This window comes from Corallococcus sp. AS-1-12, assembly GCF_020036995.1.
Taxonomy (GTDB): Bacteria; Myxococcota; Myxococcia; order Myxococcales; family Myxococcaceae; genus Corallococcus.
Genome location: NZ_JAIQDD010000036.1, coordinates 50,770 through 75,106 on the forward strand (window position 1 = coordinate 50,770; position 24,337 = coordinate 75,106).

Genomic DNA, 24,337 nt, shown 5'->3' on the forward strand with positions numbered 1-24,337 from the left:
CACCGACGTGAAGGGTGGGGGAACAGACCTGTAGCGTCGGGGGGAGCACGATGATGGGTTTGTCCTGGGGGCCGGGAATGGCTCCGGCATGGGAACTGCCCGCTGACAGCGAGACGCCCTGCATCCTCCTCGAGCCGTTGTACGGGGAGACAGGCGAAGCGCTCGACTTCCGGTGGACGTCCATGAACGTCCCGGCGGAGGGATGGGTGCGCTCCCTGGAGCTGGGCCGTCACGTGTCCCTGTGGACGCGGGAGGGCGCCGCGCTGTTCGACGTGGCGACGTTCGTGCGCGTGCTGATGCGCGGTGTGCCGCACGTGGGGATGCTGCCGGGGGACGCGGCGGGGCGGCGGTACGTGGTGGTGCGGCACGCAGAGGGATTGGCGCTGTGGCTGCTGCCTCGCGACGAGGGCCAGGCGGCGGACGCGCACCAGGCGGAGCGGGAGCGGGCGGCGCGGCAGGAGGTGGAGGCGGCGCTGGCCCGGGCGGAGCAGACGGTGAGCGCGCTGCGCGAGGCGGAGGAGCGCTACCGGCTGGCCACGCGCGCCACGCATGACGTGCTGTGGGACTGGCACTTCGCCACGGACCACGTGCGGTGGGACCCGGGGACGGGGAACGCGTTCGGCCACGCCACGTCCGTGCTGGAGCATAAGCTGGGCTGGTGGGGCGAGCGCGTGCACGACGACGACCGGGACCGGGTGGTGGACCGGCTGGTGGAGTTCGTCGCGTCCACGGGCGACGTCTGGAGCGAGGAGTACCGCTTCCAGCGCGCGGACGGCAGTTGGGCGCACGTGCTGGACCGGGGCGTGCTGGCGCGCGACGACGAGGGGCGCCCGGTGCGGATGATTGGCTCCATGATGGACGTCACCGAGCGCACCCGCCAGATGGAGACGATGGTGGAGGAGGCGCGGTTCCGCGAGCGCTTCATCGGCATCCTGGGGCATGACCTGCGCAATCCGCTCAACGCCATCGTGCTGTCGGCGCGGGCGCAGAAGCGCCGGGGCCCGCTGGAGTGCACGCCGGAGCAGCACCGGCAGCATGCGCAGCGGATTGAGGCGTCCGCGACGCGCATGGGGAACATGATCGCGGACCTGCTGGATTTGACGCGCGCCCGGCTGGCCGGCGGCATCCCGCTGCGCAAGGGCCCCACGGACCTGGGGGCGGTGTGCCAGCAGGTGGTGGACGAATTGTCCGCGGCGTACCCGGACCGCGCGGTGGCGGTGGACGTAGACGGCAAGGCGGAAGGGGAGTGGGACGCGGAGCGGCTGGCGCAGGTGCTCTCCAACCTGGTGGGCAACGCGCTGGAGCACGGCAGCCCGGACGCGCCGGTGTTCCTGCGCTGCTGGGCGAAGGGCGAGCACCAGGTGCTGGAGGTGCAGAACCCGGGCAACCCCATCCCGGAGGAGCTGCGCGAGCGGCTGTTCGATCCGTTCCGCCAGGGCGAGGGCGAGCGCGAGCAGGGCGGCCGGCGCAACAGCGGGCTGGGGCTGGGGTTGTTCATCGTGAAGGAGATCGTCCAGGCGCACGGGGGGACGGTGGAGGTGACGTCGAATCAGAAGGAGGGGACGACGTTCACGGTGCGGCTGCCGCGGCCGCCGCGCCCGAAGGCGAAGGCGAAGTCCGGCCGGGGTCGGACGCGAACCGCCTGATCTTTTGGAAGGGGTGAGCGTTCGCCTCCGTGCGGTGAGGGAAGGAGCGTCCGCCGCCGCACGCCGCGCGTGTTGTGCGAAGGACCGAAGGGGATGGGCCGGGAGGGCAGGGGCGCTGCTCGCTTCGTCGGAGTGCGTTTACCGGTTGATCAGGCCGCACGGCTCGTGAGGCCAACCCACGCGGAGGCAGTCCCCATGCATCTCCCTCGCCCTGTTTCATTCCCTTCCTCTCCCTGGGTGGCGCTGTGTCTGGCCGCGGCGCTGGTGGGCTGCGGCGCTCCCATCGAAGACGCCGCCGAGGCGACGGGCCGGTCCTCGGACGCGCTGGTCTCCACCAATGGGCTGACGGTGAATGGCCTGACGGTGAATGGGCTGACGGTGAATGGGCTGACGGTGAATGGGCTGACGGTGAATGGGCTGACGGTGAATGGCCTGTCCACGAACGCGTTCCAGAGCTGGTTCAACCAGGACCCCGCGTCGTCGGAGATGGTGATGCGTTACGTGGTGAAGTGCGCGATGGCGGCGGGGATGCGCCTGACGTACCAGTCGCCGGCCACGGGGAAGAGCTACCAGTGGGACGGGAGTCTGGGATTGTCGCCGGGGTGGGCCGGGGGGCAGCCGGCGACGGTGGCGGAGCAGCAGGTGGTGAGCGCGTGTCTGGCGGCGCACGCGAACAAGTACGGCGTGCACGTGAACATCTCCGTGCTGGGGCGCGACGCGGTGGGCGGGGCGATGCCGTACTCCACGGACGAGCTGAGCACCTACAACGAGAAGGAGGCGTGCTTCTTCGGCAACCTCTTCACGAACGAGGGCGTGTTCGCTGCGAACGACGGCGCGTACCTGGACTACGACGAGAGCACGGTGCGCACCTGCGGCCTGTCGTCCTGGAGCGAGACGACGGCGTGCACGCCGATGAAGCACGTGGGGGCGTGCCGGTACTACTGCACGCTGGACACCACGCGGACGTACTACACGCGCTGCACGTACAACGGCGTGAACTACCGGCCCATCACCACGCGCATGCTGCCCCAGGACATCTACCGCTGCGGTGACGGCGTGTGCCAGTTGACGGAGAAGTGCGGCACCAGCAACACGGCCGATAGCTGCGCGGCGGACTGCGGCGCCTGCCCGTAGTCATGACTCGCGGCCCCGGGAGGAACGGGTGCCGCGGCGGTGTTCGGGGCGGGCGTTGAGGGCTCCCAGCGGGTCCGCCCGCTAGAAGATGCCGGGGAGGGGCCGGTCGCGGCCGGGGGTCCTGGGGGCCTGGCGGGGGTCCTTCGGCGGCTCCACGCGGGGCCCGAGGATGGCTGGCAGGGAGGCGGTGCGCCTGCCCACGTACAGCAGGCCCTGGAGGCTTTCGTTGGCGGACGTTGGCTGCAGCAGGATGTGCGGGCTCTGGCCGGGGAGGGCGGCCACCTTGGGCGCGGGCGTCGCGCCCACGATGCCGCAGACCCGCTTGCTGTCGCGGTCCAGGTCACAGCCCCAGCGCAGACCCTGCGCGTAGCTCATCTCCAGCACGACGAGGGAGCGGTGCTCCTTCATCAGGTGCGCCATGGGCGTGAAGGACGGGTCCCACTGCGTGCCCTTTTTCATCTGGGTATGCGTGTTGACCGCGAGCACCACCTGGACCTCGTCTGGCTTCGCGGCCCGGCGCTTCGTCCAGACCTGGGCCTGGGCGGCGTCGCGTTCGCTGCCGTTGAGCACGTCCGTGTCGTAGGCCACCACCGTCACCCGCAGCCCCGCCGCGCGCAGGGCCCGCACCGCGGTCGATGAGATTCCAGGCGCAGCGTCAGGGCCTGCTCCAGGTCCAGGTCGCGGGTGCCGTGCTGGGCGCCGCGCGGCATGGACAACCGCTTGGTCTGCGCGTCGTCCTGGTCGAAGTCCACCTCCTTCACGAGGGGATTCGAGGTCTGCTCCCATCGCTCCGTGGCGACCTTCCACCACAGCTTGCGCCACTCGACGTCATTGCCAGTGGTCTGCTGGGTCATGCGGAAGATGCGCACGACGGACTGACGTGTAGCCCCGCGCTTCCAGCAGTTCACGCGTGGCCGCGAGCGCCTCCGTCAGGGATGTGGTTCTTTTGTGTGATTGTCATTGATTCCAGCTCCAGGTCTCCGGGTCCCAGCGGGTGATGGAGGCTCCTTCCAGGACGGGGTCGAGGAAGCGCTTCGCGGCTTCGGTCACTTCTTCAAGCGTGGGCCAGGGGAGCTGGTTGTCCTGGGCCAGGTCCTCGTAGGCCATCTCCCAATCCTTGGAGGGAGAGGCAAGGGCGCCCGGCAGTGGATGGGTATTCCGGAAGTCGAAGGTCAGCTTGAGCGCTTGTCGCAGCCGCTCTGCCTCCAGTGACTTCCGTGCCTGCGCCAGCAGCGCGAGGTCGGGCAGGTCCTTCACGCGGGAGTTCGGCCGCAGGCGAGGCATCGTGTATGCGTGCAGCTTCTCCGCGAGATGGGTTTCGACGGGGTAGAGCCGCAGGCGGGGCGGAGCGATGTTCGCGAAGCCGAGCACGTCGGGGGCCGTGACCTCATCCGGCGTTCCCAGCATGGGCTCCCCAAAGGCGACGTCCACGTCGAAAGGGCGGCTGTAGATCTTCTGTGCGAGCCTGCACTCCGCGCGAAAGCGCAGGCCTTCATAGCGCATGCCCTCATTCTGGATCTTGGGATGCTCGTGATCCGGGCGGACCTCGAACGAAAAGAAGTCGCCAAGCTCGTGCCTTCCGGCGTCCTGCAGTTGGAGCAGCAGTCCGCTGGGGTCGCCTTGGATGCGAAGGTCGATATCCTTCGTGGCTCGCGCCCTTTCGATTCGAGGCCTCCGCGCGAAGCCGCAGTTCCAATGCCTGCTTGAAGGCCGCGGGCGAAGCATAGGTGCGGCCCGTCACGCTCCGAGTCCTCCAAAGGGCTTCAGGGCCTCCTCCACGGTTGGGAGGGCGCCCCTGACCATGCCGCGCTGCAGGGCTTGCAGCGCGGCCTGGCGCATCAGGTCTGGAGTGAGCGCGCCCCTCGCGCAGTCATCCAATGTCCTAGAGGGAGTCGTGACCCGCACGGCCCCCACCCACTGGCGCTCGGAGTCGAGCAGGTCTGCGTAATGGAGCACGACGGGCTTTGGCACGCGCAGGCGGCGCGTCTTCCACGCCTCCGGGAGCGTCAGGTGGATCCTCGCGGGCAGGACGTCGGAGAGGTCGTAGAGCGAGAGGGCGGTCTGGTGCGAGAAGGTTCCTACCTGCTCGGACCAGAGCCACACCGCGACCAGATCCTCGTGCTCACCGGCAGGGAAGTGCACCAGCCGGTAGATGCCTCGCTGGAGCCGTGAGACGCGGCCGATGCGCACGTAGTGGGCAAGGAGTTGTGGCGAATAGCCCGCGTGCGCGGCCTGCTGGGTCGTGAAGAGGCCTTCTTGCCCCTCGGCCACGCGGTAGAGCTGGTCCCAGTCCGGCTTGAGCGGGGGCTCGATGCTCATGCACGAAACTATAATTTCACTTTAGTTTCGTGCAACAAGCAGATCCGTCTGTCGCGCGGAGGTTAAACCTGATTTTAGTTTTGTGTGGTTGTGGGCGCCCGCGTCAGCGCGACGGCGGGTACTTCTGCAGCTTCCGCTGGAGCGACCTTCGATGGATGCCCAGCTTGCGCGCGGCTTCGGAGATGTTCCCGGCGCTGTCCGCGAGCACCCGGTGGATGTGTTCCCACTCCGCTCGCGCCAGCGATGGCGCCTGGAGGGTCTCCGGCGCGGCGACGTTGGGGGCCTCTTCCGCCCTCGCGAACGCCGCCAGGATGTCGTCCGCGTCCGCGGGCTTCGGCAGGTAGTTCACCGCTCCCAGCCGGATGGCGTCCACCGTCGTGGAGATGCTGCCGTAACCCGTCAGCACGATGACCCGCGTGGACGCGTCCACCGCCAGCAGGTCCCGCACCAGCTCCAGCCCGCTGTGGCCCGGCATGCGCAGGTCCACCACCGCGTACTCCGGTGACTCGCGCCTGGCCGCGACCATCGCCTCGTCGTGGTTGCCCGCCGTCGTCACGTCCCAGCCGCGCTCGCGGAAGGCTCGCGCCAATCGCTCGCGCAGCGTGCTGTCGTCGTCCACCAGCAGCAGGCTGGGGCGTTGATCCACTGGCGCCGTGCTCATGCCGCCGCCTCCTTCGCTTCCGCTCCCGGCAGGCTCAGGCTCGCCGTCGTGCCCTCCCCGGCCTTCGAGCGCAGCTCCAGCGACCCTCCCAACTGCTCCGCCAGCGAGCGCGCCAGGAACAGTCCCAGCCCCATGCCTTCTCCCGGCGCCTTCGTCGTGAAGAACGGCTCACCCGCGCGTGTCAGCACCGCCTCCGGCATGCCCTGGCCCTCGTCGCGCACCTCCAGCCGCGCTCCCGTGCCCTCCGGCAACACCCGCAGCTCCACGCCCCGGCCCGCGGGCGTCGCCTGGAGCGCGTTCTTCACCAGCCCCCTCAGCACCCTCGCCAACGCCCTCGGCGGTCCCTGGACCGGGCGCGCCTTCAACGCCTCCGGCACGTCCACCCGCACCCGCTCGCGGCCGGACAGCTCCGACAGCGTCTCCTCCACCAGCCGCTCCAGCGGGATGGGCTGGAAGGGCTCGCCCGTGGTCTGGCCCGCGTCCGCGGACATCTGCACCAGCACGTCCCGGCAGCGGTCCACCTGCTGGCGGATCAGCCTCAGGTCCTCCCTCACGGAGTCGGACGTCTGGGAGGCCGCGAGCGCCCGCTCCAGCTCCTTCGCCACCACCGCGATGGTGGACAGCGGCGTGGACAGCTCATGCGCCGCTCCCGCCGCCAGCGTCGCCAGCGAGGCCACCTTCTCCTGCCTCGCGTGCCTGGCCCGGGTCTGCTCCAACTCCTGCTCACGCAGCGCCAGCGCCCGCGTCACGCGCTGGATGAAATACACGATGAAGCCCGCCGCCACCGCGAACGCCACCCACATGCCGCTCAGGTGCAGCCGCATCAGCTCCGCGTGGTCCGGCCGCTCCAGCCCCGGCAGCGTCACGTCCTGCAACACGAACAGCGACCCGAACGCCACCAGCGTGAAGCCCAGCATCGCCCACGTGCGGCGCGGCGGCAGCAGCACCGTGCCCAGCGCCACGTTCACCAGGTACAGCGCCGTGAAGGGATTGTGCGTCCCCCCGCTCAACGCCAGGAGCCCCGTCAGCACCAGCGTGTCCCAGAGCATCAGCCCGAAGATGGCCGCCTCCGCCACCGGCCTCGCCCTCGCGAGCCCCGCGCGCACCGCCGCGTTCGTCACCGCCTCGATGCCCAGCAGCGCCACCAGCGCGGGCACCGGCAACGCCAGCTTCAGCCCCCACGCCGCCACCGCCACCAGCACCGCCTGCCCCACCAGCACGCCCCAGCGCAGCCTCAAGAGCCACACCAGGTTGATGCGGGCCCGGAGCGAGGGTTCGGAGGGAGGCGGCGGGGAGGGCGTCATGGCGTGACGGAGGACATCGCCACGGAGCGGGCCACCGTGTCCAGCGCCGCCGCCGCCGCCCCGGGGGACTCCAGGTCCACCGCCGCCAGCCACGTATCCCAGGCGAGCACGAACGTGCGCTCGGCCGCGGGCGCGTCCTCGGACAGCGTCAGCCCGTCCAGCACCACGTCCACCGTGGCGATGTTGGACGTCACCAGCCGGAAGGGCTGGGGCTCGCCGCCTCCCGCGGGCACCCGCGTCCCCTCCAGCCACAGCGTGTGCTCCACCATGTCCACGCCGCTGTCCGCGCCCGGCAGCCCCTGCGCGTCCGCGTCCGCGGGCTCGAAGGTGAGCCGCGCGCGGCAGTAGCGCCCCGGCGGCGGCCGTATCGTGCCCAGCGGCAGCACGCTCCCGTCCGGCCGCTCCAGGCCGCTGACGTGCGGCGTGCCCAGCCTCAACGGCGAACCCTCCGAGTGCGCGTGCGCGGTGCCGATGGGCGACAGCGCCTTCAGGAGCCGCCACCCCAGCGCCTGCTCGCACGGCTTCAGCTCCACGCTGCCCAGCGCCACGTAGCCGCGTGTCAGCGTGAGCACCTGGCCATCCGCTCGCGTGAAGGAGCGCTCGCCTCCCGCCGCCTGCACGCCCTGCGCGGTGGCCCGGTGCTCCAGGCCCAGCGTGACGGTCATGCCGTCCACGCGCTCACCGCACGCGCCCAGGGCCCCCAGCGCCAATGCCAGACACGCGAAACGGAGCATCACAGGTCGTACGCGAGCGAGAGCACCGCGATGGGCGTGGACGACACCCGGCGCAGTTGGTTGACGACAGGGATGCGCACCCCGGCCTGCACCACCACGTCCATGCCCGGGCTGAAGAGGACGTCCGGCGACGCGTACGCGATGAAGCCCCCGCCCGCCTCTTCCGGCGTGCCGTTCGTGTCCGGCGCCTTCTCCGCGCGGGTGTCCACGCCCAGCCGCACCGCCCAGCGGGGGGAGGGCTGGTATTGCGCCGCCACCTGCGTGCGCACCGACGCGCCCAGCCGGAAGTCGTCGCGCCCCCGCGAGGGCAGGAAGCCCAGGGCGCTCGCGAGGAACGACCAGTTGCCCCGGAAGCCCTGCCACGCCAGCCCCGCCATCGGATCCACGGAGCCGCTGCCGGGCTGCGCGTCGATGCCCAGGCTGGTGCCGTCCCTCGCGTGCAGCCGCGGGCCGGTGGGCAGCTTCACCCCGCCCACCACGCTGACCAACTGGTCCGGGGAGAACGCCTTGTCCTTCCACACGAACGCCTTCGCCGTCACGTCGACGTCGCCCAGCCCCCAGCCGCGCTCCAGCCCCAGGCTCACGTCCTGGACCTCGCGGGCCTGGAGCGGCAGGTTCACCGCCAGCACCAGCCAGGGCCTGGGCGCGTACGCCACCGCCACGTCCATGCGCAGCTCGCGCAGCCGCTGCGCGTCCACGCCCGTCACGCCTTCCGTGTGCCCCCACGCGCGCAGCATCGTGGACAGCCGCAGGCGCCCCTCGAAGGGCTGCTCGCCTCCCATGGACGTCAGGGTGGGGTCGCCGCAGGCGCAGCTCGCGCAGGCCCGGGCCGGGGCGGTGGGCACGAGGAGCAGCGCGGCGCTCAGGAGGGCCAGGGTGGGGGTTCTCAAGGCGTGGCCACCCTAGCGTCCCCCCGTCCTGGCGCACTGTGGCGTGTTGTCGCAGCCCTCCAGTGCGAACCGACCGGCGGTCTCCCCGGCCGGGGAGCGGGCTGCCGGGCGGGGGCCGGCTGTCCGGCCGCCCATCCGTGCCTATCTGGAGAATGACACCGACCCGTCCGCGTTGAGGGAGGACACGCCGGAGGCATGGAGGTCATTCATGGGGCTGCTCGCACCGCTGGGACGGCTGTTGTTCTCGGTCATCTTCATCACCAGCGGGCTCAATCACTTCATCCAGCTCCAGGCCCTCACGGCCTACGCGCAGGCGTCCGGCGTGCCCGACGCGCGCACGGCGGTGCTGGTGTCCGGCGGGGTGCTGGTGGTGGGGGGCCTGTGCGTCCTGCTGGGCGCCTTCGCCCGCCTGGGCGCGGCCATGCTCGCGGTGTTCCTGGTGGCGTCCGCCTTCATGGTCCACCACTTCTGGAAGATGGATGACCCGGTGCAGGCGCAGAACAACCTCATCCACTTCATGAAGAACCTCTCCATGGCGGGAGGCGCCCTGCTCATCGTCTACTTCGGGCCCGGCCCCTTCAGCCTGTCGCGCAAGAAGCGCGAGAACGCCCTGGGCGGCATGAAGCTGGGCGCGCCCCTGCGCTGAAGCGAGCGCGGGGCGCGGGCGGGTTGCTCAGAGCGCCCCGACGTAGGCGGCCTGCTGCGTGCGCAGGGTGAAGAAGGCGACCTCCGGCGTGCTGCCCCGGCGCAGGTACGGCCCGCCGAAGCCGAAGCCCAGCCCCTGGTTCACGTACAGGTGGTTGCCGTTCACCCGGTAGTGGCCGCGGATGTAGGGCTGGCCCGCGCGGCGGAAGAGGGCCTCCGTGAGGCCCCGGACGATGAACTGCCCGCCGTGGGTGTGCCCGGAGAACTGCACCAGCCCCGCGTGCGCGGGCAGCTTCTCCGCGGTGGGCGGCGTGTGGGCCAGCACCAGCCGCGTGCCGGACGTGGGCGCGCCCCGGAAGGTGGCCTCCACGTCCTCCATGCCGGTGAGCCCGTCGTCGATGCCCAGCACCGTCACCGGCGCGCCCCTCACGTGCACCACGCGGTGCTCGTTCTGGAGCACCGTGTAGCCCAGGTCCTCGAAGCCCGCGCGCAGGTAGGGCGCGTCCACCCAGTGGTCGTGGTTGCCCAGCACGACGAAGACGGGGCCGTTGAGCCCCTGGAGCAACTGGCGCACGCGCGGCAGCGGCTTGGGGCTGTGCGTGACGTAGTCGCCCGTGAGGAACACCAGGTCCGGCGCGGCCTCGTTCACCGCGGCCACCGCGCGGCGGATGCGCACGTCGCTGGTCGCCTGGCCCACGTGCACGTCCGAGAGCTGCGCGATCCGCAGCCCGTCATGCTCCGGGTGGATGGCGTCCAACTGGAGCAGGTGCTCCGTGAGGACGAAGTGGTCCCGCCAGCGCAGCCGCCGGTCCGGCCGGAAGGGGTCGGGGCCTCGCGCCTGGAGCTCGTTGCGACCGTGGGGCTCCACCGCTTCGGAGATGGCGAGGGTGGAGGCGGCACCAGCGGCGTGACGGCGGCGGGCGAGTCTCAGGCGCATGCGTTCGGATTCCTCCGGCGGGGCGAGGGCGATTGTAGTGAGCGGTCCGGAGGGCCGTGAAGCCCGGGGGCCCGGCCCGCCTGCCCCCTTGCACGAAGGCGCGGGGGCGGAAGCAGAACCGGGCCTCGTTCCAGAACATTTCCCGCGCCTTCCGGGCAGCCTGGCCCTCCGTGACGCCGGGTGCGACATGCGCATCGCACCGGCGTCAGGGTGGGAGTCCTGCTCAGTAGCCGCGCAGGACGGTCAGGCCCTCCGACGTCAGCACCAGCAGCATGCCGGAGGCGGTGGAGCCGTCGTACACGAGCTGGAGCACCTTGTTGCCGCGCACGTTCGCCACCTTCTCCACCGTCTTGCCCGGGGTCAGCCGGTAGAGGCCGCCCGCGTTGGTGCCGATGAAGAGCGAGCCGTCATTGGTGGAGGCGAGCGCGTTGATGTTGCTGAGCGCCGGCACGTCCGCGCCGATGCGCGTGCCCTTCTGGAAGGGGTTGTTGGCGGAGAGGATGGTCATCTCCCACAGGCCCAGGTCCTTGCTGCCCAGGTAGTACTTCTTGTCCGTGGTCTGCTGGAAGCCGCGCCAGGAGTCGAAGTCCGCCTGCGAGTTGACCTCCGGGAGGTAGGAGGACTTCACCTTCTGCTGGTTGATGCCCGGCGTGGTGGTGTCGTCCCAGTTCTCCATCTTCGTGTCGGGCGTGACGGTGCCGAAGTTCCACTCGTTCGCGATGAGCACGTCCCCGTCCGGCGAGATGCCCAGGCCGTAGGTGTAGCCGGCGTACTGCGAGCCCTTCGCGTCGAACCACACCGGGTGGCGGTGGGCGTTGTAGGTGAGGCCGCGGATGCGGGTGACGCCGTGGTTGGAGCCGAAGAAGACGTCGCCCTTGTTGGGGCCGCGCAGCACGGACGTGCAACTGTACATGGCGCGGTCTTCGTCGAAGTGGTGGTCGTTGCTGTTGCGGATGCCCAGGCTGACGCCGTCCACCACGCTGGGGCCGGTCTGGATGAAGGGGTTGCCGTTCGCGTCCTTGTTGGCGCGGCGGGACTGGTTGATGTGGCCCTCCAGGACGACCTGGCCGCTGGCGTCCAGCTTCACCGCGTCCACGTCTCCCTGCTTGTAGAACTGGAGCCGGCGCGTGCTGAAGGGGAAGCAGGTGGTCTCGTTCACCGGGACCTCGCACGGCTTCGCGGTGACGATGAAGTTGGTGTGGATGTCCGGCCACTCCGGATCCACGCCCAGGTCATCGGCGTAGTAGCCCACGTAGGCGCGGCCCGCCTCGCCGCCGCAGATGACGCTGGAGGGCTGACCCGCGGCCGCCTGGCCCACGGGGCCCGGCACCCAGACCAGCTTCTGCGTGTCCGCGCGCACCACGCCGATGCGGTCGCCGTCCAGCACCCAGACGTTCCTGCCCAGGTCGATGCCGACCGACTTCACCCTGCCGATGCCGTAGCGGTCCGAGTAGTTCGTCACCGGATCCGCCGGCCAGGGGTCCACCGTGCCCGCGTCCGTGCCCGCGTCGGTGCCGGCATCCGTGCCGCCCCCGGTGCCCGCGTCCGTCTCTCCGCCGGTGCCCGCGTCGGTGCCGGCGTCCGTCTCACCGCCCGTGCCGGCGTCCGTGCCCGCGTCCACTTCCGTCCCGGCGTCGGTGTCACCGCCCGTCCCCGCATCCACCCCCGGCCTTGGATTGATGGTGTCCGTGTCATCGATGGGGGCCGTGGGCGAGTCCGACCCGCCGCAACCCCACGCCGACAGCATCACCGCACCCGCACACACGCCCAGCCCCAGCAGTCGTCGATTCACCATGGTCTCCCTACGCGTACGCGCCACCTAAGCAAGCGGCGTACCCGCCCCGGGGAGCAGGCTTCCCGTGCGGCATTCCCTGGAGAGAGGGCAATTTTCTTCCCAGTCAGGGCAGGGGCCGCCCCTGGGAGGGCAGTGAGGTGATGGCTGTCAACTCGTGGCCGGTCCCGCCTCGGGCAGCTCCATCACCACCTCGGCGCCGGGGCCCTGGGGCTCCGCCACGAAGGCGTGGCCGCCGTGACGCCGGGCCACCTCCTGCACCACCGCGAGCCCCAGGCCCGCGCCCCGGCCGGAGGGCTCCGCGCGGTAGAACGGGGTGAACACCTTCTCCCGGTGCTCCGGAGGAATGCCGGGCCCCCGGTCCCGCACGGCCAGCCGCCACACGCCGTCATGCCGCTCCGCGCGCAGCGTGATCTCCGTGCCGCGCGGGGCGAAGCGCAGCGCGTTGGCCAGCAGGTTGTCCACCGCCTGCCGCACGGAGCTGGCGTGGACGGGACACGGCGCTGGCTCCGGCGCCTCCACCGTCACCCAGACGCCCTGCTCCTCCGCCTGGGCTCGCGCCGCCGCCGACGCATCCTCCAGCAGCACGCGCAGGTCCTCGGGCTTCACCTCCCACGTGCCACGGCCGAAGGAGGCGAGGTCCAGCAGGTTGCCCGCCAGGAGGGACAGGCGCTCCACCTCGCGGCGGGTCTCCTCCAGCGACTCGCGCAGCTCGGCGCCGTCGCGCTCCTTCCACAGCGCCAGGTCCAGTTGGGTGCGCATGAGCGCCAACGGTGTGCGCAGCTCGTGCGCGGCGCGGGCGATGAGCTGCTCCTGGGCCTCGCGCGCGGACGACAGGCGCTTGGCGGCCTCGCGCAGCGCGGCCTCCACCTCCGCCACCTCGTCCCGGGCCGTCCCTGCCGCGGGGGCTCCGGACCACAGGCCCTCGCGCAGGTGGGTGATGAGGCCGCGCAGCTCCGCGAGCCTTCGCTCCAGCCACCGCGCCTGCCAGGTCTGCAGGCCGAAGAACACGAGCCCCAACAGGCCGGCCAGCCCCAGGGTGATGCCATGGAAGGCGCGCACCGCCGTCTCCTCCCACGCCAGCGACGCGGACAGCCGCAGCACGTACGGCATGCCCCGGGGGGACACCACGCGCACCGTCACGCGGCGCAGCAGCGCGCCGCCCTCGCGCACCGTCTCCAGCCGGGGCGCGTCCGTGTCGGGGAACCGCTGGAGCGGTTCTCCGGACGTGTCGGCCGTGGGCGGGAAGGACAGCACGCGCCGCCCGTCCGGCCCGTACACCTCCGCCACCGGGGCGAAGGACCGCACCAGGTCGGAGAGCGGCGAGTCCTCCATGTGCAGGTGGGGCTCCCCGCCGGGGCCGTCGAAGAGGCTCACCGCCTCCGTGGCGGCCTGCGACAGCAGCGCGTCGTCCACCACGCGCTCCAGGTAGGCCTCGAAGAGCTGGCCCGCCAGCAGCAACGCCAGCACCACGCCCAGCACCGGCACGAGCGCGCCCAGCAGCCACAGCCGCACGGCCAGCCTCACGGCGCCTCTCCCTTCACCAGCCGGAAGCCCACCCCGCGCACGGACTGGATGGACACCGCGCTCCCCGCTCCCAGCCGGGCCAGCTTCCCGCGCAGGTAGCCCACGTACACGTCCACGATGTTGGGGGGCCCGTCGAAGGCGTCCCCCCACACGCGCATGAGGAGCTCCGAGCGCGAGTGCACCTCGCCCAGGTGCCCCGCGAGCTCCTGGAAGAGGGCGAACTCGCGCCCGGTGAGCGGCTGCTCCTGGTCCCCGTGCCGCAGCACCCGCCGGCGGGCGTCCAGCACCAGCGGGCCGATGTTCCGCACCGGCGTGCCCGTGTCGCCCCGGCGGTGCAGGGCCTCCAGCCGCGCGAGCAGCTCCTCGAAGGCGAAGGGCTTCGCCAGGTAGTCGTCCGCGCCGGCGCGCAGCCCCACCACCTTCTCGCCCACCGTGCCGCGCGCGGTGAGGAGCATCACCGGCGTGCGCAGGCCGCGCTCGCGCCAGCGCCGCAGCACCGCGAGCCCGTCCAGGTCCGGCAGGTTCCAGTCCAGCAGCACGACGTCGTAGGGCACGTCCATGCCCTGCTGGAGCGCGTCCTCGCCCCGCTCGCACACGTCCACCTGGTGGCCCGCCTCGGACAGCCCCCGGCGCAGCAGCAGGGCCATGCGCTCCTCGTCCTCCACCAGCAGCAGCTTCATGCGGGCTCCTCCGGTGCCACGGGCAGGCGCCCGGCCCGGGTGCGGCGCCGGGACAGCCACGGATAGAGCGAGGGCAGCACGCCCAGGGTGAGCAGCGTGGACGTCACCAGCCCGCCCACCACCACCGTGGCCAGGGGCCGCTGTACCTCCGCCCCCATGCCCCGCGCCAGCATCATGGGCACGAAGCCCAGGGTGGCCACCAGCGCCGTCATCACCACCGGGCGCAGCCGCTCGCTCGCGGTGAGGCGCACGGCCTCCGTCACCGGCATGCCCTCCGCTTCATGGTGCAGCAGGCGCGACACCCACACCACGCCGTTGAGCACCGCGATGCCCGACAGGGCGATGAAGCCGATGGCCGCGGAGATGGACACGGGCATGCCTCGCAGCGACAGCGCCAGCATGCCGCCCACGCAGGCGAAGGGGACGTGCGTGAAGATGATGAGGGCCGGCCTCGGCCGCCCGAAGGCCGCGATGAGCACCGTCACGATGAGCAACGCCACCGCGGGGATGACCACCGACAGCCGCCGCGTGGCCGCGGTCAGCGTTTCGTACTGGCCGCCCCAGACGGCGCGGTAGCCGGACGGGAGCGGGACCTCCGCCGTCACGCGCGCCCGGGCGGTCTCCACGACCGTGCCCAGGTCCGCGCCGCGCACGTTGAAGCCCACCACCAGCCGGCGCTGCCCCTCCTGCCGGTTCACCAGCGCCGGGGCGGACGTCAGCCGCACGTCCGCCACGCGGGACAGCGGCACCAGGCTCCCCGACGCGGTGGGCAGCGGCAGGGACTCCAGCGAGAAGGCCTCCGTCGTCTCGCCGAGCCGCAGGACGATGGGCACGCGCACGGGCCCGTCGAAGGTGGCGCCGACCTCCAGCCCCGTGCGCACGCCCTGCACCGCCTCCAGGACCTGCTTCACGGAGAAGCCCACGCTCGCGGCGTCCAGCGGGCGGGGCTCCACCTCCAGCAGGGACACCTCCGGCGGCGCGAGCACGCGCACGTCCACCGCGCCCTTCACGCCCGTCACCCTGGCGGCCACGGCCTCCGCCAGCCGGTGCAGCTCGCGCAGGTCCTCGCCGTAGAGGCTCACCGCCACGTCGGCGACGGAGCCTCCGAGCAGCTCGTTGAAGCGCATCTGGATGGGCTGCGTGAAGGAGGGCTCCCCGCCGGGAGCATGGGCATCGAGCGCGCGCTGCATGTCCTCCACCAGTGTCTCGGGTGTGAGCCCGGGGCGCCACTGTTCGCGCGGCTCGAGGGTGACGAAGACGTCCGCCTGCTCCAGGCCCATGATGTCGGTGGCCACCGCGGGGCTGCCCACGCGGGACACCACCTGCGTCACCTCGGGGACGTGGCCCAGCAGGGCGGCCTCCAGCCGGCCGGCCTCCTTCGCGGCGGCCTCCAGGCCGATGTCTCCCCCGCGCGTCGTCTGCACCACCAGGTCGCCCTCGCTGAGCTGCGGAGTGAACTCGATGCCGGCGCGCAGGTAGAGGACGACGCCCAGGACGAGCAGGGCCCCCGCGCCGCCCGCCACCCAGGCGGGGTGGCGCAGCCCGTGCTCCAGCAGGGGGCGGTAGGCGCGCTCCACGGCGCGCACCAGCCAGGGCTCGCGCTCGGGGATGTCCTGGGGACGCAGCACGAGGCTCGCCGCCGCGGGGATGAAGGTGAGCGCCAGCACCAGCGAGGTGGCGAGCGCCAGCACCACCGTGAGGGCCATGGGGCGGAACATCTTCCCGTCCACGCCGGTGAGCGACAGCACGGGCACGTAGACGAGCATGATGATGAGCACGGAGAAGAACACGGGCCGCGACAGGGAGGCCGTCACCGAGCCCACCTTGTCGCGCCACGCCTCGCGGGACAGCTTGCCGCGGGCGTGGCCCAGGTGGTGGAACACGCCCTCCACCATCACCACCGCGCCGTCCACGAGCAGGCCGAAGTCGATGGCGCCCAGGCTCATCAGGTTGCCGGGGATGCCCAGCAGCACCATGCCCATGGCGGCCCCCAGCATGGACAGCGGAATCGCCGAGGCGACGAGCAGCCCCGCCCGGAGGCTGCCCAGCAGGGCGAGCAGCACCGCCATGACGAGCAGGCCGCCCTCCGCGAGGTTCTTCGCCACCGTGCGCAGCGTGCCGCGCACGAGGACGCCCCGGTCATAGACGAGGTCCACCCGCACGTCCCCGGGGAGCGCGGCCTTCACGTCCGGCATGCGGGTGTGGAGGGCCTCCACCACGTCCAGGGCGTTGGCGCCGCGGAGCATCTGCACCATGACGTAGACGGTCTCGCCCCGGCCGTTGGCGGTGGCGGTGCCGATGCGGGGCAGGGCGCCCGGGACGACCTCGGCCACGTCGGACACGCGCACGGTGGCGCCGTTGGGCGTGCGGAGGATGGCGCCGCCCAGCTCCGTGGCGCCCGGGGGACGGGCCACCGCGCGCACCAGGACCTGGCGCTCTCCGGCGGGGAGGCTGGCGCCGGGGACGGCGCCCGAGGCCTCCTCCAGCGCGCCCCGCACGTCGGACAGGGTCAGCCCGCGAGCCGCGAGCTTCGCCGCGTCCGCGCGCACCTCCAGCGTGCGCTGCTGGCCTCCCCAACTGTTCACCTCGACGACGCCCGGGACGGCGCGCAGGAGCGGGGCCACGCGGAACTCGGCCAGCTCGCGCAGCTCGGCGGGGGTGCGCACGGGGGAGCCCAGCGTGAAGTGGAAGACCTCCCCGAGCCCGCCGGTGAGGGGGCCGAGCTCCGGCGCCTCCACGCCGAGGGGGAGGCTGGAGGCGAGCCCGTTGAGGCGCTCCTGCACGCCCTGGCGCGCGCGGTACGCGTCCACGGAGTCCTCGAAGACGGCGGTGACGGAGGAGATGCCGTAGCGGGAGAGGCTCCGGTGCTCGACGAGGCCGGGGATGCCGCCGAGCGCGGTCTCGATGGGACGGGTGACGAGCCGCTCGACCTCCTCCGGCGTGAGGCCCGGGGCCCGGGTGAGGACGAGGACCTGGTTGGTGGTGATGTCGGGCAGCGCGTCCAGCTCCAGGCGCCACGCCACCACGCCCGCGGCGATGGCGAGCACCGCCGTCAGCACGAGCACCTGGACGCGATACCGGACGCTGGCTTCCACGAGGCGGGCAATCATCGCGTGCCCTCGGCCAGGAGCAGGGCCTCCGCGTCCTCGGCCACCACGTCCGCTGCTCCGGCGCCACGCACCAGGGCCTCCGCGCCGGAGGTGGCCACGACCTCCACCGGCTGTCGGCGGAAGCCGTCCGCCGTGCGCACCAGCACCTCCGCCTGGCCGGACTCCAGCAGCAGCGCCCTCGCGGGGACGACGCTGACGCCCGGCAGGCTGTCCGCGCGCACCCGCACCCTGCCGGTGAGGCCCGAGGGCAGGGCGCGCGGTGTCTCCGGGATGAACCACGCGGCCGTGGTGCCATCGCGCGGGTCCATGGCGGGCGCGCGGCCGACCTCCTTCAGCGGCAGCGGAGGCTCTCCGGGGAGCACCAGCTCGAAGCGCGCCTCGGCGGGGAGGGGGCGGGCGAAGCGGGCTTCGAGCAGGGCCTCACCCGCTCCCATGATGCGCACCAGTGGCTCGCCTCCGCCCTCACGCGTCTCGCCCAGCACGCCGGAGACCTCGGTGACGACGCCGTCCACGGGGCTGCGCAGCGGCACCGGGCCCCCGCGCGCCACGGCGGCCGCGTCCGCGGCGTTGAGTCCCGCCACCGCGAGCAGCGCGAGCGCGGCCTGGGCTTCGGCCTGGGCCTCCGCGAGCTGGGTCTCGGCTTCGGCCAGCTCCGTCAGCCGCGCCATGCCCTGGGCCTGGAGGGCGAGCAGTTGCTCCCGCCGCCTGGCGTAGGCCTCACGACGGAGCGTCGCCGCCTGGTGTCGCCCCGCGGCCTGGACGGCCTCGGGCATGCGCACCTCCATCAGCACGTGGCCCTTCTTCACCTGCTGGCCGGGGCGTACAGCGACGCGGGACACGCTGGCTCGCAGGGGCACGCCCACCACGGCGGCGCCTTCAGGCGAGGGCAGCACGCGGGCGGGGGCCTCCGTCAGCGGGACGCCCCGGGCGGGACGGGGCTGGACCCACGCGGAGGCGGAGCTGGGGCGGGGCGCCTCGGGACGGGCCGTCGCGGGGGGCTCCTCCTTCGGCGAGGCGCAACCCGGTACGGCTCCCAGCAGCAGGAGGGTGTGAAGCAGGACGTGTCTCATCATGGGTTGGCGAGAGGAGTGAGGGAGCCGGTGCGAAGCGGCGCGGCCCCGTGTTGAAGGCAGGTGCAGGCCGTGCTCAGGGGGTGGCTTCGTTCGTGGCGGACGCGTCGAGCGCGTCGATGAGGAGCCGGGCTCGCATGCGCGCCAGCGCCTCGTCCGCCAGCGCGTGGCCCAGGCGGATGCGGGCCTGGGTGCGCGCACGCCGCAGGCGCACCACTTCGAGGACCGTGGTGTCTCCGGCGCGGAAGAGCAGCTCGCCCAGCCTCGCCGCCTCCTCCGCACCGGGGAGCAGCGTGTCGCGCAGCACCTCCACCACCTCGTGGGAGTGCTCCACCTCGTGGAGCGCGAGCGCCAGCGCTGAAGCCGCGGCGGCGGCGGCCTCCAGGCCCTCACCCTCCAGCCGCGCGGCGTTCGCCAGCAGGGTGCCCCGCTCGCGTTCGCCATGGTCGAACACGGGAGGTGTCAGGCCCACCGTGGCCACTCCACCCACCGCGCCGTCGTACTCGCGCAGGGCCGCGACGCCGAGCTGCAACTGGAGCCCCCTGGCCGCCTTCGCCTCGTCCGCGCGGGCACGCTCCGCGCGGGCCAGCGACATGCGAGCGGTCACCTCCGGAAGACTCGCGGCGCGCTCCTGCAACGCGGGCCACCGGGACTCCTCGGGCAGGGCCACTTCGGGCAACGGGCCCGTCGCGGTGACGGAGACCGCCTGCCGTGCGCCCACCTGCCGGGAGAGCTCCGTGCGGCGCGCGATGGCCACGCCCTGGACGTCCAGCTCCGTGAGCCGCGCATCGGCCGCGTAGGTCGCGGCCTCCGCCACGTCCAGCTTCGTCGCCGCGCCCAGCGCCGCCGCGGACTCCACCGCCTCGCGGAACGCGTCAGCGAGCCGCGCCTCCTCGGCCGCTCGTGCCTGGGCCTGCTCGGCGGCCCACAGTGAAAGCCAGGCCTCCGCGACGGTCAGCCTGCGGGCCAACAGCGCGGAGCGGGCCTCCTCCGACAGCGCCTGGGTCTCCCGCCGCACGGCCTCCTTGCGCGCGGAGCCGAGGCCGGAGAGGTGAAACGGCTGGGTCACGCCGACGCGCAGGTCCAGTCCGCTCCCCGCCGTGGCCGAGGTCCGCCAGCCGGGCTCCACCACGAGCTGTGGGTTGGACAGCGAAGAGACCCGGGACGCCTCGGCGCGCTGGGACACCACGGCGCGCGCGGTGGCGGCGGGCAGGGGAGCACGCTCCGCCAGCGCGAGCGCCTCCGCGAAGCTCATCGAGGTCGGCTCGGGCGAAGCGGCGAGCAGGAACGCGGTCAGGACAGCCACCATGCGCGGCACCGTAGAGGCCTGGCGCGAGGGCATCCTGAGACGTCCGTGAGAGGAGTCTCAGAGAATGCCGGGCCCTGTATCGAGCACGCAGCCCTGCTTATGGCGTCCCGCCTCCTTCCCGCGAAGACGCCGGGCCCGCTCCCAGCGATGGAAGCGGGCCCGGCGAAGGACTTCGTGGCGCCGCGAAGGCTACTTCGTGGCCTTGGGCGAGGTGGCCTTCAGCTCCAGCGCGATGGGGTCATCCCCCTTCAACTGGAACTTCGCGCGCACCTTGGCGCCCTCCGGCAGCTCGCTCGCCTTCACGGCCTTGCCGTCCAGGGTCACCTTCGTCTGGTCATGCACGTCCAGCTTCACCTCCGGCAGCGTGTCCTTGCGCGCCAGGGTGATGTCGTCGTTGTCCTTGGCCTTCACGGTGCCTTCCAGGCTGAAGGCGTCCTTCTCCTTCCACATGCCCGCCTGCGCCGCGGCCTCCTTGGAGGTGTCCTTGCCCACGACCTTCTTGGCGGTGTCGCTGATGGCGGGGCCCACCTCCTGGGCCTCGATGCCCGTGGACGGGCCGTTGATCTGCTGCGAGCTGGGCGCGCTCGGCGCCGGGTGCTGCGGCGTGCCGGTGGTGTCCTGCGCGAAGGCAGCCGTTCCCACGCACATCACTGCCGCGACGATGAGCTTCTTCATGGTCCCGCTCCCTTTCGTTCATGGGATTCGTGTTGTTCTCAAGGGTGGGGCGGCCGTCCTCCGCCGCCAACCGGCCCATCGAGTCCTGCGCCACCATGCCGCCCCGCCGCAGGTGGGGCAGGCAGGCGTTCAGACCGGCAGGCACAGTTGCTTCACGGTGGTGAGCAGCGCGGACAGGTCCAGGGGCTTGCGCAGGTAGGCCGCCACGCCCATCCCATCCACCGTGTCGCGCACGTCCAGGTCCGCGCTGGCCACCACCACCGGGATGTCCGAGCACGCGCGCTCGTGGCGCAGCGCCTCCCGGAACGCGATGCCGTCCATGCGCGGCATCATCAGGTCCAGGAGGATGAGCTGCGGCCGGGGCTCCGACGAGCGCAGCCGCTCCAGCGCCTCCAGCCCATCCGCCGCCAACTGCACGGCGTAGCCCTCCAGCTCCAGCGCGTCCTGGAGCGCATCCCGGATGTCCATGTCGTCGTCGACGACCAGCAACGTGTGATGGGCTTCCATCCCAGTCCCCCTGCGAACCCTGGAGCACCCACGCCGTTCCCCGAGCCGGAACGGCGGGTCCCCGCCTTCGCCAGACAGAATCTGTGCCTGGGGCCAGGAGAGCGGAAGCTCACGTGTAGGCGTATGCCTACCGGTGAGCACATTTCCACCAAGGGCTCCCCTGGCTGGCGGGAGGGGGCGCTACTCGCAGCGGTCGCAGAGGCCGCGGAGCTGCACCTCCACGGCGCGCTGCGACACGGCGCGGGGGACGCCGCGGGCGGTGGTGAGGCGCACGGACTCCTCGGGGAGGCAGGAGACGGTGCCGCAGTCGGTGCAGGTGAAGTGGGGGTGGTTGTTGGCGTGCTCGGTGGCGCCGGGGCGCTTGAGCTCGAAGCGCCAGACGTGGTCGCCCAGGTCGGCGCGCACGACGAGGCCGGCCTCGGTGAGGTCGGTGAGGTTGCGGTAGATGGTGACGCGGTCGTAGCCCTCGCCGCCCAGTTCCTCCACCAGGTCCGCGTGGCTCATGGGGGCGGTGGCGGTCTCCAGCTTGCGCAGCACGGCCACGCGGGGGGCGGTGCTGCGCAGCCCCGCGGCGCGAATCCGGTCCTGGAACCCGGTCAGCTTCTCCTGCGCCGTGACTTTCTTGGCACCCATGCGCGGTCGAATAACACAGCGCCGCGCCCACGTCCCCACGCCGGTGCAAACGAAGTGTACCTGTAGCCCGGTTGTACCTGTGACGCGGCAGGCCAGCGGCCGGCCGCTCTCCCGGGTCCGTGGCCTTCCAACTTCCAACACTTCCAAAGGGTTGCCTTGACTCGGAGGCCCCCGTCACCAGACTGCGCCCTTTCCTCACCCTGGAGGCGGGCCGTTGGGGTCCCTCCCTTCCAGAACGACCTGTCGCCCGCGTCCGTCCGCCTCCTCCCATCCCCGATGAAGCCCACCCTGCTGCTCGCCGAAGCTCCGGGCCCCCACAGGGAGCTGCTGTCCCTGGCGTTCCAGGGGCAGGGGTGGCGGGTGCTGCTGGCCGCGGGGGTGGAGCCGCTGGTGCGCGCGCTGCGCGAGTCCGCGCCGGTGCACCTGGTGCTGGCGGCGGGGGCGCTGCTGGCCTCGGCGGTGGAGCCGTGGGACGCGCTGCGCGAGGCGCTGGCCGCGTCCGGGGCCTCCCTCTGGGTGGAGGCGCCGCCGGCCGAGCAGGACGCCCTGCGGCGCTCGGGCCCGCCGGTGGCGGGGTTCCTCGCGCCGGGGATGTCGCTGGGGGCCCGGGTGGAGGCGGTGCGCCAGGCCCTGCCCCGGGAGGCGCAAGACGGCCGGCCCGCGCTGCGGGTGCTGGTGGCGGAGGACGACCCCGTCTACCGCAAGCTCCTGCAGTTGGCGCTGGCGCCCTTCCGCTTCGAGCTCATGGAGGCGGAGGACGGGCTGGCCGCGCTGGAGCTGGCGCGGCGGCACCCGCCGGACGTGGTGCTGGCGGACGTGCTGATGCCCCGGCTGGACGGCTTCCGGCTGTGCCTGGCCCTGCGCCAGGACCCGAAGCTCGGGCGCGTGCCCGTCATCCTCACGCACGCCACCGCGCCGGACGAACTGGACCTGCGCATGGCGGCCAACGTGGGGGCCAACGGCTTCGTGCGGCGCGCGCAGGGGGACGACGAGCTGGTGGCCACGCTCCTGCGCGAGTCCCGCGCGGAGGGGCCCCTGCCCGCGCCCGTGCACGGCGAGCTGTCCACGGAGACGCACCTGTACGCGATGGTGCGGCAGTTGGAGCGGCGGGTGGGGCTGCTGGAGCAGGCCGAGCGCACCGCGCGCGAGAGCGAGGAGCGCTACCGGCTGGTGGTGTCCGGCTCCTATGACGGTGTGTGGGATTGGGACGTGCGCGACCAGCGCATGTACTGGAGCCCGCGCCTGCTGGAGATGCTGGGGCTCCGGCCGGAGGACTTCCCGGGGACCTCCGAGGCCTTCCTCGCGCGGGTGCACCCGGAGGACCGGGACGGGGTGGCGTCCGCGCTGGCGCGGCACCTGGAGCAGGGCGCGCCGTACGACGTGTCCTTCCGGCTGCGGCACGAGGCGGGGGGCTACCGCTCATGCGTGAGCCGGGGCCGGGCGCTGCGCGACGCGCAGGGGCGGCCGGTGCGCATGGCGGGCATCATCGGCGACGTGACGGAGCAGCTCCGGCTGTACCGCGAGGCGCGCGAGGCGGTGCGCGTGCGGGACGAGTTCCTGGCGGTGGCCGCGCACGAATTGCGCACGCCCCTGGCCGCGCTTCGCTTACGCGTGCAGGGCACGGCGGCGGCGCTGAAGCACGAGCGCCAGGTGGCGCCGGAGCGGCTGGAGCGCGCGCTGGTGGCGGCGGACCGGCAGGTGCAGCGGCTGGCGGACCTGGTGGAGGGGCTGCTGGACGTGTCGCAGATGCAGGGCCACGCGCCCCGGCTGAACCTGGAGGACGTGGACCTGGGGCAGGTGGTGCGGGACGTGGTGCTGCGCTGGGAGGAGCTGGCGGCGCGCGCGGGGTGCCTGCTGGTGGTGCGCGACGTGGCGTCCGCGGTGGGGCGCTGGGACTCGCTCCGGCTGGGGCAGGTGGTGACGCACCTCTTGGTGAACGCGGTGAAGTTCGGTCCGGGCAAGCCCGTGGAGCTGGAGGTCCAGGCGGACGCGCATACGGCCTGGCTGGTGGTGCGTGACCACGGCATCGGCATCGCGCCGGACCGGGTGGACGGCCTCTTCCGCCGCTTCGAGCGCGCGGTGCCCACGCGCAACTACGGGGGGCTGGGGCTGGGGCTGTATCGCCTGTACCGCATCGTGGAGGCGCACGGCGGGGACGTGGCGGTGACGAGCACGCTGGGGCAGGGGGCCACGTTCCGGGTGCGGCTGCCCCGCGCGGGGCCCCCGGTGGGCCACGCCTGACGGCCGTCCGGGCGGCCGCCGCCTCTGTCGGATGCGCTACATCCGAAGGGCGCGGGCCGCTTTTCTCCCGGCTGGGCGGATGCACCTTTCCCGCATGGGAAAGCGACCCACCGTGCTGGTGCTCAACGGGAGTGAAGACCTCATCGAGGCGCTGGAGGAGGTGCTCGACGAGGCGGGATTCCAGAGCAAGGGCGTGCGCGTGCAGGACGTCATCCGCGGCCCCCTGGACTTCGCCACGCTGGTGCGGGAGACGGCGCCGACGGTCATCGTCTACGACATCAGCGTGCCGTTCGACCTGAGCTGGCACGCGTTCCAGAAGCTGGCCGCCAACCCGGCCGCCGCGGGCATCCCCTTCGTGCTCACCACCACCAACCGCGAGGGCGCCAGGGAGTACACCGGGACGGATGTCATCGAGTTGCTGTTGAAACCCTATGACATCGACCAGTTCACCCGGGCGGTGGACCAGGCCGCGAGGCGCGGGGCTGGCAGGGCAGGCGCGCGGTGAGGGGGACTCGTCTCCGCG

The 24,337-nt window shown here is 72.5% G+C and carries 23 protein-coding genes; 5 read left to right on the plus strand and 18 right to left on the minus strand.

The window, feature by feature from the left end:
• The first annotated feature begins 77 nt into the window (after nt 1-77).
• Nucleotides 78-1,646, plus strand: coding sequence for an ATP-binding protein (locus K8556_RS34995; protein ID WP_223744457.1), 1,569 nt, complete (start codon nt 78-80; stop codon nt 1,644-1,646).
• Between the two features lie 195 nt (nt 1,647-1,841).
• Nucleotides 1,842-2,780 (plus strand): hypothetical protein, encoded by a 939-nt coding sequence (locus K8556_RS35000; RefSeq protein WP_223744458.1) that lies wholly within the window; start codon nt 1,842-1,844, stop codon nt 2,778-2,780.
• A gap of 81 nt (nt 2,781-2,861) precedes the next feature.
• Here the strand turns inward: K8556_RS35000 and K8556_RS35005 are convergent, their stop codons facing one another.
• The 8 genes from K8556_RS35005 to K8556_RS35040 all read right to left on the minus strand — a co-directional run bounded on the left by K8556_RS35005 (nt 2,862) and on the right by K8556_RS35040 (nt 8,688).
• Nucleotides 2,862-3,407 (minus strand): hypothetical protein, encoded by a 546-nt coding sequence (locus tag K8556_RS35005; protein WP_223744459.1) that lies wholly within the window; start codon nt 3,405-3,407, stop codon nt 2,862-2,864.
• The gene (locus tag K8556_RS35010) at nt 3,374-3,688 is read right to left on the minus strand and encodes a hypothetical protein (RefSeq protein ID WP_223744460.1); all 315 of its coding nucleotides are present in this window, start codon (nt 3,686-3,688) and stop codon (nt 3,374-3,376) included. Before K8556_RS35010 ends, K8556_RS35005 begins: the two co-directional genes overlap by 34 nt.
• 49 nt (nt 3,689-3,737) lie before the next feature.
• A complete protein-coding gene (locus K8556_RS35015; protein ID WP_223744461.1) occupies nt 3,738-4,505 on the minus strand; it encodes a nucleotidyl transferase AbiEii/AbiGii toxin family protein in 768 nt (255 codons plus the stop codon).
• Between the two features lie 12 nt (nt 4,506-4,517).
• Complete coding sequence (locus K8556_RS35020) at nt 4,518-5,099, minus strand: type IV toxin-antitoxin system AbiEi family antitoxin domain-containing protein (protein WP_223744462.1); 582 nt, start codon at nt 5,097-5,099, stop codon at nt 4,518-4,520.
• 103 nt (nt 5,100-5,202) lie between these two features.
• Entirely contained in the window at nt 5,203-5,760 is a 558-nt protein-coding gene (locus K8556_RS35025; protein ID WP_223744463.1) for a response regulator transcription factor, read from the minus strand.
• Nucleotides 5,757-7,064, minus strand: a complete 1,308-nt coding sequence (locus K8556_RS35030) for an ATP-binding protein (RefSeq protein ID WP_223744464.1) — start codon at nt 7,062-7,064, stop codon at nt 5,757-5,759. Before K8556_RS35030 ends, K8556_RS35025 begins: the two co-directional genes overlap by 4 nt.
• Nucleotides 7,061-7,798 (minus strand): hypothetical protein, encoded by a 738-nt coding sequence (locus tag K8556_RS35035; protein ID WP_223744465.1) that lies wholly within the window; start codon nt 7,796-7,798, stop codon nt 7,061-7,063. The genes K8556_RS35030 and K8556_RS35035 overlap by 4 nt, the downstream gene beginning before the upstream one ends.
• A complete protein-coding gene (locus K8556_RS35040) occupies nt 7,798-8,688 on the minus strand; it encodes a transporter (protein WP_370640014.1) in 891 nt (296 codons plus the stop codon). Before K8556_RS35040 ends, K8556_RS35035 begins: the two co-directional genes overlap by 1 nt.
• 208 nt (nt 8,689-8,896) lie before the next feature.
• Here K8556_RS35040 and K8556_RS35045 point away from each other — a divergent pair, with 208 nt between their 5' ends.
• Nucleotides 8,897-9,334, plus strand: a complete 438-nt coding sequence (locus K8556_RS35045; RefSeq protein WP_223744466.1) for a DoxX family protein — start codon at nt 8,897-8,899, stop codon at nt 9,332-9,334.
• A 27-nt stretch (nt 9,335-9,361) separates the two neighbouring features.
• Here K8556_RS35045 and K8556_RS35050 read toward each other — a convergent pair whose 3' ends face one another.
• The 10 genes from K8556_RS35050 to K8556_RS35095 all read right to left on the minus strand — a co-directional run bounded on the left by K8556_RS35050 (nt 9,362) and on the right by K8556_RS35095 (nt 21,573).
• Nucleotides 9,362-10,270, minus strand: a complete 909-nt coding sequence (locus K8556_RS35050; RefSeq protein ID WP_223744467.1) for a metallophosphoesterase — start codon at nt 10,268-10,270, stop codon at nt 9,362-9,364.
• Between the two features lie 223 nt (nt 10,271-10,493).
• Nucleotides 10,494-12,065: a hypothetical protein gene (locus K8556_RS35055; RefSeq protein ID WP_223744468.1), complete on the minus strand. Its 1,572-nt coding sequence runs from the start codon at nt 12,063-12,065 to the stop codon at nt 10,494-10,496.
• A 147-nt stretch (nt 12,066-12,212) separates the two neighbouring features.
• Nucleotides 12,213-13,589 (minus strand): HAMP domain-containing sensor histidine kinase, encoded by a 1,377-nt coding sequence (locus K8556_RS35060; protein WP_223744469.1) that lies wholly within the window; start codon nt 13,587-13,589, stop codon nt 12,213-12,215.
• The gene (locus K8556_RS35065; protein WP_223744470.1) at nt 13,586-14,269 is read right to left on the minus strand and encodes a response regulator transcription factor; all 684 of its coding nucleotides are present in this window, start codon (nt 14,267-14,269) and stop codon (nt 13,586-13,588) included. Before K8556_RS35065 ends, K8556_RS35060 begins: the two co-directional genes overlap by 4 nt.
• Nucleotides 14,266-17,379: an efflux RND transporter permease subunit gene (locus K8556_RS35070; protein WP_223744471.1), complete on the minus strand. Its 3,114-nt coding sequence runs from the start codon at nt 17,377-17,379 to the stop codon at nt 14,266-14,268. Before K8556_RS35070 ends, K8556_RS35065 begins: the two co-directional genes overlap by 4 nt.
• Nucleotides 17,376-18,452 carry an efflux RND transporter periplasmic adaptor subunit gene (locus K8556_RS35075; RefSeq protein ID WP_223744472.1) on the minus strand — a complete coding sequence of 359 codons (1,077 nt, stop codon included), beginning with the start codon at nt 18,450-18,452 and terminating at the stop codon, nt 17,376-17,378. The genes K8556_RS35070 and K8556_RS35075 overlap by 4 nt, the downstream gene beginning before the upstream one ends.
• A 73-nt stretch (nt 18,453-18,525) precedes the next feature.
• Nucleotides 18,526-19,758 (minus strand): TolC family protein, encoded by a 1,233-nt coding sequence (locus tag K8556_RS35080; protein WP_223744473.1) that lies wholly within the window; start codon nt 19,756-19,758, stop codon nt 18,526-18,528.
• 189 nt (nt 19,759-19,947) lie between these two features.
• Nucleotides 19,948-20,433 carry a hypothetical protein gene (locus K8556_RS35085; protein WP_223744474.1) on the minus strand — a complete coding sequence of 162 codons (486 nt, stop codon included), beginning with the start codon at nt 20,431-20,433 and terminating at the stop codon, nt 19,948-19,950.
• A gap of 129 nt (nt 20,434-20,562) precedes the next feature.
• The gene (locus K8556_RS35090; RefSeq protein WP_223744475.1) at nt 20,563-20,940 is read right to left on the minus strand and encodes a response regulator transcription factor; all 378 of its coding nucleotides are present in this window, start codon (nt 20,938-20,940) and stop codon (nt 20,563-20,565) included.
• Nucleotides 20,941-21,120: 180 nt separating this feature from the next.
• Nucleotides 21,121-21,573 carry a Fur family transcriptional regulator gene (locus tag K8556_RS35095; RefSeq protein ID WP_223744476.1) on the minus strand — a complete coding sequence of 151 codons (453 nt, stop codon included), beginning with the start codon at nt 21,571-21,573 and terminating at the stop codon, nt 21,121-21,123.
• A 276-nt stretch (nt 21,574-21,849) separates the two neighbouring features.
• Here K8556_RS35095 and K8556_RS35100 point away from each other — a divergent pair, with 276 nt between their 5' ends.
• Both K8556_RS35100 and K8556_RS35105 read left to right on the plus strand, forming a co-directional pair.
• Nucleotides 21,850-23,814: an ATP-binding protein gene (locus tag K8556_RS35100; protein WP_223744477.1), complete on the plus strand. Its 1,965-nt coding sequence runs from the start codon at nt 21,850-21,852 to the stop codon at nt 23,812-23,814.
• A 94-nt stretch (nt 23,815-23,908) separates the two neighbouring features.
• Nucleotides 23,909-24,319, plus strand: a complete 411-nt coding sequence (locus K8556_RS35105; RefSeq protein ID WP_223744478.1) for a hypothetical protein — start codon at nt 23,909-23,911, stop codon at nt 24,317-24,319.
• Nucleotides 24,320-24,337 lie beyond the last annotated feature (18 nt).

Bases quoted from the DNA above. Each gene is read 5' to 3' on its own strand.
- K8556_RS35105 (WP_223744478.1), top strand. From the start codon at position 23,909: ATGGGAAAGCGACCCACCGTGCTGGTGCTCAACGGGAGTGAAGACCTC.
- K8556_RS35015 (WP_223744461.1), bottom strand. From the start codon at position 4,505: ATGCTTCGCCCGCGGCCTTCAAGCAGGCATTGGAACTGCGGCTTCGCG.
- K8556_RS35055 (WP_223744468.1), bottom strand. From the start codon at position 12,065: ATGGTGAATCGACGACTGCTGGGGCTGGGCGTGTGTGCGGGTGCGGTG.
- K8556_RS35090 (WP_223744475.1), bottom strand. From the start codon at position 20,940: ATGGAAGCCCATCACACGTTGCTGGTCGTCGACGACGACATGGACATC.
- K8556_RS35050 (WP_223744467.1), bottom strand. From the start codon at position 10,270: ATGCGCCTGAGACTCGCCCGCCGCCGTCACGCCGCTGGTGCCGCCTCC.
- K8556_RS35080 (WP_223744473.1), bottom strand. From the start codon at position 19,758: ATGGTGGCTGTCCTGACCGCGTTCCTGCTCGCCGCTTCGCCCGAGCCG.
- K8556_RS35030 (WP_223744464.1), bottom strand. From the start codon at position 7,064: ATGACGCCCTCCCCGCCGCCTCCCTCCGAACCCTCGCTCCGGGCCCGC.
- K8556_RS35000 (WP_223744458.1), top strand. From the start codon at position 1,842: ATGCATCTCCCTCGCCCTGTTTCATTCCCTTCCTCTCCCTGGGTGGCG.
- K8556_RS35045 (WP_223744466.1), top strand. From the start codon at position 8,897: ATGGGGCTGCTCGCACCGCTGGGACGGCTGTTGTTCTCGGTCATCTTC.
- K8556_RS35025 (WP_223744463.1), bottom strand. From the start codon at position 5,760: ATGAGCACGGCGCCAGTGGATCAACGCCCCAGCCTGCTGCTGGTGGAC.
- K8556_RS35095 (WP_223744476.1), bottom strand. From the start codon at position 21,573: ATGGGTGCCAAGAAAGTCACGGCGCAGGAGAAGCTGACCGGGTTCCAG.
- K8556_RS34995 (WP_223744457.1), top strand. From the start codon at position 78: ATGGCTCCGGCATGGGAACTGCCCGCTGACAGCGAGACGCCCTGCATC.
- K8556_RS35075 (WP_223744472.1), bottom strand. From the start codon at position 18,452: ATGATGAGACACGTCCTGCTTCACACCCTCCTGCTGCTGGGAGCCGTA.
- K8556_RS35020 (WP_223744462.1), bottom strand. From the start codon at position 5,099: ATGAGCATCGAGCCCCCGCTCAAGCCGGACTGGGACCAGCTCTACCGC.
- K8556_RS35035 (WP_223744465.1), bottom strand. From the start codon at position 7,798: ATGCTCCGTTTCGCGTGTCTGGCATTGGCGCTGGGGGCCCTGGGCGCG.
- K8556_RS35085 (WP_223744474.1), bottom strand. From the start codon at position 20,433: ATGAAGAAGCTCATCGTCGCGGCAGTGATGTGCGTGGGAACGGCTGCC.
- K8556_RS35070 (WP_223744471.1), bottom strand. From the start codon at position 17,379: ATGATTGCCCGCCTCGTGGAAGCCAGCGTCCGGTATCGCGTCCAGGTG.
- K8556_RS35065 (WP_223744470.1), bottom strand. From the start codon at position 14,269: ATGAAGCTGCTGCTGGTGGAGGACGAGGAGCGCATGGCCCTGCTGCTG.
- K8556_RS35100 (WP_223744477.1), top strand. From the start codon at position 21,850: ATGAAGCCCACCCTGCTGCTCGCCGAAGCTCCGGGCCCCCACAGGGAG.